Consider the following 11,715-nt stretch of genomic DNA (forward strand, 5'->3'; position numbering starts at 1 on the left):
CAGGGCGGCATATTTCATCCGGGTCTGAATGAAAAATCTATGGGTTTTATGCTGTTGTCTTCTGGCGGGAAGTGCGATGGCCGCCCCCGTCAGCACCCCGCCTCACGCCGCGAAAGGAGAGTCGATGAAGGTCGCAATGAAGGTCGCAATGAAGGTCAATAATCAGGTGTATAAGGTGGTACTTAACGACAACCCGGCGGCGGCAGCCTTTGCAGAAAGGCTGCCGTTAACGCTGAAAATGGCAGAGCTGAACGGCAATGAGAAATTTGCCGGGCTGGCGCACCCGCTGCCGACACAGGAAGTCCGCGCCGGGACGATCCACGCCGGAGATATCATGCTGTACGGCTCGCAGACTCTGGTGCTCTTTTACCAGCGCTTTTCTTCAAACTATCGCTATACGCCGTTAGGGAAAGTTGTGCTGCCCGCGGCGCTGGAACAGGCGGTAGGCCATCAGGAGACTGAGGTTGAGTTTTATCGGGAGTAGGGAGGAGGGGAATTCCCACAGGGCAGCAGAGCAGGGGAAATAACTCAGCGCGTCTTTGCTCGCGCACTCCGTGGTGGTTTAACGGGTAAGACTGCCGATATGCTTCATCCCGATTTAGATAAAAATCCAGTTCCCCGTTTTCTTATCTGAACCAGACATCCACTCTTCGTAAGCGGATTAAAGAAACAAAAAGCCCGCGCAGGTTTCCCTGCGCGGGCTTCTCTAAATCTGGCTCCTCTGACTGGACTCGAACCAGTGACATACGGATTAACAGTCCGCCGTTCTACCGACTGAACTACAGAGGAATCGTGTGAACGAGGCGCATATTAATCATCAGGGCAGGGGGTGTCAACGCGAAATATCACGCATACCAGTCAACTGCCGATGTTTGCAGCAACCTGATGATTTCATCAACATTTATGCTATTTAATCGCCGCTGCACGCCATTAAATGCAGTGATGTGACCCGACCTCTGACCGCCTGTTCCCGTGCCTTAGCGCCTCAGGGCGGCTGTCCGGCACTTTCTGCAATCGGTTTCATAGTGCTGTTCACTCCGCCAGTTTTGCTCTACTATTTCTGCCGTTCACGTGGCGCTGACGCTGGATCATGGCATAGCGATCGGGCAGCGGCTCCGCTAAATACCGGTATCATTGAAGGATAAGTGGCATGAAAGAAAGGTTTCCGCAGGGCTTTATGTGGGGCGGCGCAACGGCTGCCAATCAGGTTGAAGGTGCGTATGACGTGGACGGCAAAGGCCTGTCGATTGTTGATGCCATCCCCGGTGGCAAACAGCGCCTGAGTATTGTCGCTGCACCGGAGTTCGACTTCACGCTGGATGAAGCCCGCTACACCTATCCCAACCATAAAGGCATCGATCATTATCGCCGTTTCCGCGAGGATATTGCGCTGTTTGCCGAGATGGGATTCAAATGCTATCGCTTCTCTATCGCCTGGACGCGCATCTACCCGAACGGCATTGAGCAGCAGCCTAACGAGGCGGGCCTCAGCCACTACGACCAGGTGATTGATGCCTGTATCGCCCACGGCATTGAGCCAGTGATCACCCTCTCCCACTACGAGATGCCGCTGCACCTGGCGACTGAGTTTGGCGGCTGGAAAAACCGTGAGCTGATTGGTCACTTTGAGCGCTTTGCCCGCACGGTGCTGGAGCGCTTTGGCCAAAAAGTCAAATACTGGATGACCTTTAACGAGATCAACAGCGCGGCGCATTTCCCGATGATGAGCCAGGGGCTGACGGTAAAAACCGGCGCGCTGGAAGCACAGGCGAAGTTCCAGGGCTGGCACAACCAGTTCGTGGCCAGCAGCCTGGCGGTGAAAATCGCCCACGAAACCAACGCCCAGATCCAGATGGGCTGTATGATCCTGTTCGCGACCAATTACGCTTATGACTGCAACCCGCTGAACCAGCTGGCAGCCATGCAGGAAAACCAGTCGTTCAACTACTACTGCGCCGACGTGCAGGCGGGCGGGAAATATCCGTACTATGCCAAAAAACTGTGGCAGTCGCTGGGGGTGACGCTGGATATTCAGCCGGGCGATCTGGAGCTGATTAAACAGCACACCGTTGATTACATCGGTTTCAGCTATTACATGTCCTCCACCACTTATGCCACCGACCCGGCAGCGACTGCCGCCAGCGGCAATCTGCTGGGCGGGGCGCGTAACCCGTTCCTGGAAGCCAGCGACTGGGGCTGGGAGATCGACCCGGTAGGGCTGCGTATTGCGCTCAACCAGCTGTATGACCGCTATGAAAAGCCGCTGTTTATTGTCGAAAACGGCCTGGGCGCGGTGGATAAGCCGGATGCCGGGTTCAATATTGCTGACGATTACCGCATTAACTATCTGCGCAAGCATATTGACGCTATGGCGCAAGCCATTGACGACGGCGTGGAGCTGATGGGTTACACCCCGTGGGGCTGTATCGACCTGGTGAGTATGTCTACCGGGGAGATGAGCAAACGCTATGGTTTTATCTACGTAGACCTGGATGACAATATCAACGGCAGCGGTAACCGCTATAAGAAGAAGTCTTTCCACTGGTATCAGAAAGTGATTGCCAGCAACGGTCAGGACATCAGCTGACAGCGACAGAAACGGCGTCCTTTGCAGACGCCGTTTTTTTTCGCTTATGAAAGCACCATCCGCCGGTCGCGCCGCACCGAGTAGATAAAGGCGGCGATAAACAGCAGGGCGAACAGCACCACAATCGTCGGGCCGGGCGCGCTGTCGAGGAAGAAGGAGAGATAGGTTCCGCTAAAGCACACCACCACCGACAGGATCACCGCGCAGATCATCAAGCTGGAGAAGCGGCGCATCAGCAGAACGGCAATCGCTCCCGGCGCAATCAGCAGCGCAATCGACAGTACAATTCCCACCGCTTTCAGCGTGGCGACAATCGTCAGGGCAATCATACTCAGCAGGCCGTAGTGCAGCAGCGTGGTGTTCAGACCGCTGGCCTTCGCCTGATGCGGGTCAAACGCATGCAGCACCAGGTCGCGCCACTTCACCCCGATAATGACTGCAATCAGGCAGGCAATGCCGCCGCTTTGCAGAATATCGCTGGTGGAAATTCCCAGCATATCGCCGAACAGAATATGGTCGAGATGCACCTCTGACTTGACCGAGATATAGAGGATCAGCCCGGCGGCAAACATCCCGGAGAAGACAATGCCCATCACCGTATCCTGCTTGATACGGCTGTTCTCCTTCAGGTAGCCGGTAGCCAGCGCGCAGAACAGCCCGGCGCAGAACGCCCCGACGGCGAGAGGAATGCCGATAATCCAGGCGATCACCACGCCGGGGAACACCGCATGACTCATCGCATCTCCCATCAGCGACCAGCCCTTGATCACCATAAAGCTGGAGAGCAGGGCGCAGGGAATGGCGACAATCACCGAGATGGTCAGCGCGGTGTTCATAAAATCAAACTCAAACGGGCTTAACAGCAGTTCCATCAGGTTCATATCCCCTCCTGCTGCGGGCTGGCCGCTCGTCTGCGGCGGGCCAGCAGTCCGTGTTTGGGAGCAAAGACAAAGGCGGTGAGGAACACCAGCGTCTGGGCCACGACAATGATGCCGCCGGTGGCACCATCAAGGTAGTAGCTGATCCACGCGCCGAAGAAGCTGGTGCTGCTGCCAATCGCTACCGCAATCACCAGCAGCCGCTGGAAGCGGTCGGTCAGCAGATAGGCGGTGGCTCCTGGCGTCACCACCAGGCAGATCACCAGAAATGCGCCGACGGTTTGCAGTGCGGCAATGGTGCAGGCGGCCAGCAGGGTGAAGAACAGCAGCTTGAGGCGCGTCGGGTTCAACCCGACGGAGCGCGCATGGTTCTCGTCAAAGAAGGTCACCATCAGGTCCTTCCATTTCGCCAGCAGGATCAGCAGAGAGACGAAGCCGATAACCGCCAGCTGAATGATATCTTCCGGCGCAATTGCCAGAATATTGCCCAGCACGATGGTCTGAATATTTACCGAGGTCGGATTGAGCGACACCATAAACAGGCCGAGGCCAAAGAAAGAGGAGAAGATCAGCCCGATAATGGCATCCTCTTTCAGCCGGGTGCGCTGGTTAAGGAACAGCATACTGCCCGCCGCCAGCCCGCCGGAGAGAAATGCGCCGAGCGCAAAGGGCAGGCCGAGCATATAGGCCCCGGCCACGCCGGGTACGATGGAGTGGGAGAGCGCATCGCCAATCAGCGACCAGCCTTTGAGCATCAGGTAGCAGGAGAGAAACGCGCATACGCCGCCGACCAGCGCCGACACCCACATGGCGTTAAGCATGTACTGATAGTGGAAAGGTTCAGCCAGCCACGCCATCAGCCGTTCCCCCGTACCACCGAGAGCGCGGGCTGCGCGTTGCCGTCGCCAAACACCACGTCACGCAGTGCGCCGCTGAAGGCATTCTCCAGGTTTTCACGGGTGAAGGTGGTGGCCGTCGGCCCGCAGGCCAGTACGGTGCCTTTCACAATCACCGTGTGGTCGCAGTATTCGCTGACCGAGGCCAGATTATGGGTGGAGACCAGCAGAGTGCGGCCTTCGTCGCGCAGTTCATGCAGCAGGCTGATAATCTGGCGTTCGGTATTCACGTCCACGCCGGTAAACGGCTCGTCCAGCAGGATCACCTGGCCGCGCTGGGCGATGGCGCGCGCCAGGAAGACGCGTTTTTTCTGGCCGCCGGAGAGTTCACCAATCTGGCGCAGGCGATACTCCGCCATGCCAACACGCTCCAGCGCTTCGGTCACCAGGCGCCTATCTTCCGCCCGTGCGATGCGCAGCATCCCCATATGGCCGTAGCGGCCCATCATCACCACGTCTTCCACCAGCACCGGGAAAGACCAGTCAACGTCTTCCGACTGCGGCACATACGAGACCATATTCTGCTTCAGCGCCCGGTGGGCGGGCTGATCCAGCAGGGTAATCGACCCCTTTGAGAGCGGCACAAAGCCCATAATCGCTTTAAACAGCGTCGATTTACCGGAGCCGTTAATGCCCACCAGCGCGGCGATGCTGGCGCCGGGCACCTGTAGCGTCGCGTCGCGCAGGGCGGTATGTCCGTTGCGATAGGTTACCGTCAGGTCAGTGACCCGGATGCCGTCTGGTGCAAAAGCGGTGTGGTTCATTTTGCTAACCCTGCTTGAATGCCTTTGACGATGGTATCGCTGGTGACGCGCAGTAAATCCAGATAGGTCGGCACCGGGCCGTCGGCGGCACTCAGGGAGTCCACGTACAGCACGCCGCCGAAGTGGCTGCCGGTTTCACGCGCCACCTGGCGGGCGGCTTTATCCGGGACGGTGCTCTCGCTGAATACGGCCGGGATTTTCTCCTGCTTCACTTTGTCGATCACTTTGCGTACCTGCTGCGGCGTGCCCTGCTGGTCGGCATTGATCGGCCACAGATAAAGTTCCTTTAGCCCGAAGTCGCGCGTCAGGTAGGAGAAGGCGCCTTCACTGGTCACCAGCCAGCGCTTGTCTTGTGGGATCTGCGCCAGCGCCTGCTGCACCGGGGCAACGGTGGCGCTGATTTTCTCTTTGTAAGCGGCGGCATTTTTGCGATAGGTATCGGCGTTGGCCGGGTCATATTTCACCAGCGCATCGCGAATATTATCCACGTAGATCAGCGCATTTTTCGGTGACATCCATGCATGTGGGTTGGGTTTTCCGCTGTAGGGGCCGTCGCTGATGCCCATCGGCACGATGCCGTCAGACACCACCACTTCCGGCACTCCGGAAAGGTGCTTATAAAAGCGCTGGAACCACAGCTCAAGGTTCAGGCCGTTGGCGAGTACTAGCTGGGCACCCTGAGCGCGTTTGATATCACCCGGCGTCGGTTGATACTCATGGATTTCTGCTCCAGCTTTGGTGATTGACGCTACGTCTGCGGCATCGCCCGCCACGTTTTTCGCCATATCGGCGATCACCGTGAAGGTGGTAATGACCCTGAATTTTTCCTGCGCCACTGCCGGTGCCAGCGGTAACGCAGTCAGCAGAGCAGCACAGACCCAGCCTTTAAACCGAAACAAAAAACGCATAGCAATCTCCCGAAAGGCGCTTAAAAATACGACATAATTAGCAGTTGCTATAAGGTATAGCACAGGCTATATCACGCTGTGAATGTTTTTTGTGTGGGCTTACTTAGATTGACAATCAGGGGTGTGCTTGCGAAGGATACTATCGCCGGGACCGGCATCAACCCACTGTCCCGGCTTACGCGAACTCATAATCTGGCGTGCAGTTTTCGCAGGTTTGACACGATGGAGTCGCGAACATGGGGTGAAAAATCGGCGGGTAACGCGCCTGTTACCGCATCAATGGCTTTTGGAATGTTCTCTGCAAAATAATCCAGTATTTCCTTCATGTGCTCTTCTGCAAACCTCACCTCTTTTGCGGTGGTCATAAAGTGGCGCGGATAGATGGTGTTGATCTCATTCTTCCTGCCTCTGGTCGCTTTGAGGCTCATTGCCAGCTTTAATTCACTGATATGCAGTCCCGTTCCGCCCAGTACAGTAAAGGCTGAAAGAATATCGTAGAAGGGGGTTAAGCGATAACTGCCGCCCGCCTCGATGAAGATGGAGAAATTTTTCGCATGTCCGTCGGTTGCGCCCATCAGCCACTGGAAAACCTGAAATTTCATAAAGTTGTAGCGGTCTTTCAACGCCTCGCTGGAACCCAGCAAAAAATGCATTATTTGGGATATTCCCGGCCCGCCATCGGATTCGTATTTAACCGAAGAGGGCAGACCAAACGCCTGGCAGAGATCTTCCTGGGGCAGGCGCAGTAATCCCTGCTTTTCCCTGACCCAGCGGCGGTCAAAGCGTTCCACGGCCAGCGCTCTGATCTTTTCCGTTCGGATGATCTCTGCTTGCGGGGCTTCGAAACCCAGCTCGCGCGCCAGCGCAAGGCATAAATACTCATTATCAACGCTCTCGCTCAGGTCCAGCGTGGCAGACGGCTGTTTTATTTCACCTGTTGGCAGCTTAATAATATGCGTGGTAGGTGTCATGCCTTTGGGGATGCACCAGGTCTGTTCCATCTTTAACAGCGCGGTTTTTTCCTGAGCACCGGCAACCGAGATCCTGAAATCCTCCTCCTCGCTGACCATGCCCAGCGGAATGTCTGAGTGATACGCCATCAGGATATTTTCCAGCCGGGTGTTATCCAGCGGATCCCACTTTAATGGTTGATCCTGGATATCTTCATCCGCAGGGAGCAACGTCACCGCACCAACGCTGTCTCTGCCTATTTCAGCCAGCAGGTCAAAGGGTTGTTTCGAACCTGCGCCATATCGCTTCACGATGCGGTCCCGCACCTGCGGGTTGTCAGGTAGCTGGTTGTCAAAGTAGTTAAATACCGCATCCGAGACGATGGTTGTCAACTGTAAGGGCAGTGATAGTGAGAGCGGCCTTGCGCGCTTATTCAGCATCCAGCTAAGGCCATATTTGAACGTATGCGCACCGTTGGTCAGTTTGGTGAGTTCACCGACCCGTTCATTGTTCATCCACGTAATAAGTTTCGCCATTACCAGTCCGTATCCTGTTGCTGATTTTCTTCACAGGCCATAGCCCGGTTTTTTTCGAATAACATCATTTCCATTTCAAGCGCCTGAAGCAGCTTAAATAGGGTGGATACTGTTGTTTTATCGGGGTTATTTTCGAAGTTAGAGATAGTGGACTGCTTAATACCAATTCTCCTGGCCAGTTCATTTTGTGTCCATTGGTTTTTTTGCCTGACCAGCTTCATATAGTTTGCCAGCTGCCCTGGACTGTAAAGCTTCGGAGGATTGAACATATCACTTCCTGAAAATCGGCGATGGATGCGGGGGATAAGCTTCGGACCGGACGGACCGGTCCTGATTATCCCCTGCTGAGGATATCATTGGTTTTATACCTTTGTGGGGATAAAGTCAATCCGGGGATGCCGCTTACCGCTCGTCGAACTTATCCCTTTCTGAGGATAAAATGAATAATATCCCCTGCTGGGGATAATGGCTGCAATATCCCTTGTGGAGGATATTGGGCGTGATATCCCTTACAGGGGATAGTCGTGGGTCTGCTGTCTGCTGTCAGCCTGAAATCATCTTGACATATTACATAGCGATCACTATAAAATAGATAATTATTTAGTGACCACTATGTATTTGTGCCAGATATCAGCACAACTGACTCCACCCAAACCATTCCATTGAGGATTTCACCATGAGTAAACCCGTATACGTTGAGGAATATAACGCGATCGTTAAGGTACTGAGTCAGTACAACGAAGGCGGTAAGCAGGCGGATAGCCGCATAATGAAACCCGCATTTAGTGAGCAGGCGACTATTTTTGGCATTGATGCCGCAGGGAAACTGACGGGCGGGGCAATTCAGGGGTTGTTTGATACCATCGACAGCGCTTTTCGTCCCTCGCCGGAGGCGCAGGGGGTGATTGTCAACATTGATATTGTGGGCACAGCCGCCAGCGCACGCATCGATACCAATGATATTTCCGGTTTCTGCTTCACAGACTTTTTCAACCTGCTGAAAGTAGAGGGTAAATGGACAGTCATCAGTAAGATTTATCACACCCACACCGCACCATAATCACGCTGAAAAGGGTGCGTCAGCGCCCTTTAATACGCAGCTGGACGAGCATCCTGCCGGGAACTATCACGGCCGGGCGGCGCAAGGGGCAGGTAACAGCATGACCGCACAGGTGGCGATATGGCGCAACTCCTCATGTGAAATGCCGTCCTGTGCCGGAATGGACATGCCTTCCAGCAGGGTGTTGAGCGCCAGCGCGATGCCATCAATATTGGTCTCTGGCGGCAGCTGGCCGGACTCTTTTCCTGCCTGCAAACGCTTCCTGAAATAGACGCGTCCTTCCTCGCGCAGCGCTTTAACCGTGTCATAAACCTCTTTCGACTCAGGCGAGACGTTGATCGCTGCCAGCACCACCAGGCAGCCGCAGGGCACATCCTGTGAAGTGAGGATCGCGGCCGCATCTTCGAAGAATTCCCGGATGGCGACGTGGACATTGGCTTCCTGCAACATTTTCGCCCAGGGGGCATCCCAGTAAGTGCTTTCGTAAAAATTGACCGCTTCGAGGAACAGTTCGGCTTTGCTGCCAAATGCGGCATACAGACTGGGGGGATTAATCGCCATCACCCGGCAGAGTTCACCCACGGAGGACGGTTCATAGCCATATCGCCAGAACACCCCCAGCGCACGGATCAGGGCGGTATCTCGATCGAAATTACGGGGTCTTCCCCGCCGTGAAGGCGTACTTTGCGTTGAATCTGACATATTCCCGGCTTAATAAAAGTCAATCTGCTGGCGCTACTATACAAGAATTTGGCTGACTTGTGGTAAGGGCGAGAAGGGGACTTTCAGCGCAGAGCCGGTTCGGGTCAGGAGGAAAAAATTTGCTTGCGTTTTATGTAACGATCGCTAAGTATATTGATATCTTTAACGGTCAATACATAAATTAAATTCAGTGAAGGAAATGTGATGAGCCTCAAGTACGCACCCTTATTTGAACCCTATGTCCTGAATAACGGTGTTTCGATTAAAAACCGCTTTACGGTTGCCCCGATGACGCATTTTGCCTCCCATGAGGATGGCAGCATCAGTGAAGAAGAACGGCGCTTTCTGACCGACCGGTTCGAGGGCTTTGGGCTGTTTATTGCTGCGGCAACACTGGTCTCAGCGGAGGGGAAGGCCTTCGTCGGCCAGCCGGAAGCCATCGGTGAAAAAGACCTGCCCAGTCTGAGCGAGGTCGCGCGTATCGCCAAAAGTCAGGGGGCGACGGCCATTCTGCAGATTCATCACGGTGGTCACCAGAGTATCCCGTCGTTGTTAAATGGCCGCGAGATGGTAGCACCTTCAGCGGATGAAAAATCAGGCGCGCGTGCCCTGAGTGAAGCTGAAATCCACGGGCTGATTGCTGCTTTTGCCCGTGCCACCCATCTTGCTATTCAGGCGGGTTTTGATGGCGTTGAGATCCACGGTGCGAATAATTACCTGATCCAGCAGTTTGTCTCGGCCCAGAGTAACCGCCGTGAAGATGACTGGGGCGGCAGCATGGAGAAACGTCTGCGCTTTTCTCTCGCCGTCGTTGACGCCGTTAATGAGGTAAAAAAGAGCTACGGTGACGATAAATTTATTGTCGGCTACCGTTTTTCTCCGGAAGAGCCGGGTGAAAAGGGGCTGACCATGCAGGACACCTTCGCCCTGATCGACGCGCTGGTGCAGAAACCTTTGCAGTATCTCCACGTCTCACTCTGGGACTTCTACAAGAAAGCACGCCGGGGGGCAGAGACGTCAATGGCGCGTATGCAGCTGATGCATGAGCGTATAAACGGTAAGCTTCCCCTGATAGGGGTGGGTAACCTGTTTACGGCGGATCAGATTCTGGAGGCGTACCTCACCGGCTGGGCAGAGTTTATTGCGCTGGGTAAAACCGTCATGATGAACCCGGATTTAATCAGACTGATCTCATCCGGTCAGGAAGCCCGAATTGTGACAGCCGTCGATCCGGCAAAAGAAGACCGTTACCGCATCCCGGATAATCTGTGGCGGCAGAATATGCAGCGGTTGTCATACCTTCCGCCCGTTAAGGATGACGACAGCTGGCAGTCACCGGATATATAATGCAAAAACCCCGCTCAGGTTTCCCTGAGCGGGGTTTTCTAAATTTGGCTCCTCTGACTGGACTCGAACCAGTGACATACGGATTAACAGTCCGCCGTTCTACCGACTGAACTACAGAGGAATCGTGTGAACGAGGCGAATAGTAACGATACGCCTCCTGACTGTCAACTGCAAAAAACAGTTTAGCTTTCAACTGGCTGCGTTTAAATCAACCCGGCGGATTAGTGAACAGTTCCACCGGCATTAAAGTGCAACTGCTGCTGCTCCAGGCGCTGGTGCGGATCCTGGCGGTAAAACTGACGAAAGCGCGAGTAAAGCGCAGGGAACCGGGCGATCAGCAGCTCCGGCGCGCTGAAAAAGTACTCCGACAGCACGGCAAAACACTCGGCAGGCTCGCTGGCGGCATAGGCGTCAATACTGGCGGCATTTTCCCCGACCTGGTCAATCTCATCCTGAATCTCATTCATTGCCGCGCGCAGGTCGCGCTCCCAGCCGACCACATCTCGCAGCGCAATCGCCGGGACGCCGTTGGCTTCTCCGCTGCCGCGAGAATCCAGCTTGTGGGCGACTTCGTGGATCACCAGGTTATAACCGGAGCAGTCAAACGAATCCTGCACGTCAAGCCAGTTGAGCACAATCGGACCCTGCTGCCAGCTCTGCCCGGCATGCACCATGCGCTCCCGGTGTACCAGTCCGAATTCATCCTGCCACTCATCGTCAACCATAAACGGGGAAGGGTAGATCAGCACTTCGTGAAACCCGTCCAGCCAGTCGTAGCCCAGGCTGAGTATCGGCAGGCAAAACAGCAGTGCCAGACGACAGCTTTTCAGCTCATCCAGTTCAAAACCCTGCAGGGGGACCAGGCGTTTCTGACGTAAAAAACGGGTAGCAAGCTGGCACAGTTCCTGGCGGTCGGCCGCGCTCAGGCTGACCAGCAGAGGTATTTGCAGCGCCTGCTGCCAGGGAAGCCCGCTTTCCACGGCGTCATCACCGCCTTTCCACGGCCATTTGATCATGCTGTTGTCACTCCACCTGATAGGCTGACACGCCAGTGAATAAGGGGAATACTCAATCAGTTATATTGAC

Annotated in this window: 12 protein-coding genes and 2 tRNA genes; 4 read left to right on the forward strand and 10 right to left on the reverse strand. The window is 55.0% G+C overall.

All coding sequences use genetic code 11. From position 1 onward, the window contains the following. Positions 1–76: 76 nt before the first annotated feature. Positions 77–484 carry a cyclophilin-like fold protein gene (locus ABEH87_RS02030; protein WP_346573453.1) on the forward strand — a complete coding sequence of 136 codons (408 nt, stop codon included), beginning with the start codon at positions 77–79 and terminating at the stop codon, positions 482–484. A 229-nt stretch (positions 485–713) separates the two neighbouring features. On the opposite strand, the gene ABEH87_RS02035 is transcribed toward ABEH87_RS02030, so the two are convergent. Beyond that, positions 714–789 (reverse strand) — tRNA-Asn (locus ABEH87_RS02035). Between the two features lie 361 nt (positions 790–1,150). On the opposite strand from ABEH87_RS02035, the gene ABEH87_RS02040 reads away from it, so the two are divergent. After that, positions 1,151–2,587: a glycoside hydrolase family 1 protein gene (locus tag ABEH87_RS02040; protein WP_346573455.1), complete on the forward strand. Its 1,437-nt coding sequence runs from the start codon at positions 1,151–1,153 to the stop codon at positions 2,585–2,587. Positions 2,588–2,631: 44 nt separating this feature from the next. On the opposite strand, the gene ABEH87_RS02045 is transcribed toward ABEH87_RS02040, so the two are convergent. From ABEH87_RS02045 to hipB, 6 genes are all read right to left on the reverse strand, one after another. Beyond that, entirely contained in the window at positions 2,632–3,468 is an 837-nt protein-coding gene (locus ABEH87_RS02045) for a metal ABC transporter permease (RefSeq protein WP_346573457.1), read from the reverse strand. After that, on the reverse strand, positions 3,465–4,322 hold the full coding sequence (gene sitC, locus ABEH87_RS02050; protein WP_346573459.1) for an iron/manganese ABC transporter permease subunit SitC: 858 nt from the start codon (positions 4,320–4,322) through the stop codon (positions 3,465–3,467). Before sitC ends, ABEH87_RS02045 begins: the two co-directional genes overlap by 4 nt. Continuing rightward, positions 4,322–5,125: a manganese/iron ABC transporter ATP-binding protein gene (locus ABEH87_RS02055; RefSeq protein ID WP_346573461.1), complete on the reverse strand. Its 804-nt coding sequence runs from the start codon at positions 5,123–5,125 to the stop codon at positions 4,322–4,324. Before ABEH87_RS02055 ends, sitC begins: the two co-directional genes overlap by 1 nt. Beyond that, positions 5,122–6,033: a metal ABC transporter substrate-binding protein gene (locus ABEH87_RS02060; RefSeq protein ID WP_346573463.1), complete on the reverse strand. Its 912-nt coding sequence runs from the start codon at positions 6,031–6,033 to the stop codon at positions 5,122–5,124. The genes ABEH87_RS02055 and ABEH87_RS02060 overlap by 4 nt, the downstream gene beginning before the upstream one ends. Positions 6,034–6,218: 185 nt before the next feature. Then, on the reverse strand, positions 6,219–7,520 hold the full coding sequence (locus tag ABEH87_RS02065; protein ID WP_346573464.1) for a type II toxin-antitoxin system HipA family toxin: 1,302 nt from the start codon (positions 7,518–7,520) through the stop codon (positions 6,219–6,221). Then, positions 7,520–7,789, reverse strand: coding sequence for a type II toxin-antitoxin system antitoxin HipB (gene hipB, locus ABEH87_RS02070; RefSeq protein ID WP_346573465.1), 270 nt, complete (start codon positions 7,787–7,789; stop codon positions 7,520–7,522). Before hipB ends, ABEH87_RS02065 begins: the two co-directional genes overlap by 1 nt. Positions 7,790–8,196: 407 nt before the next feature. Here hipB and ABEH87_RS02075 point away from each other — a divergent pair, with 407 nt between their 5' ends. Continuing rightward, complete coding sequence (locus ABEH87_RS02075) at positions 8,197–8,580, forward strand: nuclear transport factor 2 family protein (RefSeq protein WP_346573467.1); 384 nt, start codon at positions 8,197–8,199, stop codon at positions 8,578–8,580. Positions 8,581–8,646: 66 nt separating this feature from the next. Here ABEH87_RS02075 and ABEH87_RS02080 read toward each other — a convergent pair whose 3' ends face one another. Continuing rightward, positions 8,647–9,282: a TetR/AcrR family transcriptional regulator gene (locus ABEH87_RS02080; protein WP_346573469.1), complete on the reverse strand. Its 636-nt coding sequence runs from the start codon at positions 9,280–9,282 to the stop codon at positions 8,647–8,649. A gap of 204 nt (positions 9,283–9,486) precedes the next feature. Here ABEH87_RS02080 and ABEH87_RS02085 point away from each other — a divergent pair, with 204 nt between their 5' ends. Continuing rightward, on the forward strand, positions 9,487–10,629 hold the full coding sequence (locus ABEH87_RS02085) for an NADH-dependent flavin oxidoreductase (protein WP_346573471.1): 1,143 nt from the start codon (positions 9,487–9,489) through the stop codon (positions 10,627–10,629). A gap of 45 nt (positions 10,630–10,674) precedes the next feature. Here ABEH87_RS02085 and ABEH87_RS02090 read toward each other — a convergent pair. Together ABEH87_RS02090 and mtfA are read right to left on the reverse strand one after the other, a co-directional pair. Continuing rightward, positions 10,675–10,750 (reverse strand) — tRNA-Asn (locus ABEH87_RS02090). A 100-nt stretch (positions 10,751–10,850) separates the two neighbouring features. Further along, positions 10,851–11,645, reverse strand: a complete 795-nt coding sequence (mtfA, locus tag ABEH87_RS02095) for a DgsA anti-repressor MtfA (protein ID WP_346573473.1) — start codon at positions 11,643–11,645, stop codon at positions 10,851–10,853. Positions 11,646–11,715: the final 70 nt, after the last annotated feature.

Source organism: Erwinia sp. Eh17-17 (assembly GCF_039675725.1).
Classification (GTDB): Bacteria; Pseudomonadota; Gammaproteobacteria; order Enterobacterales; family Enterobacteriaceae; genus Erwinia.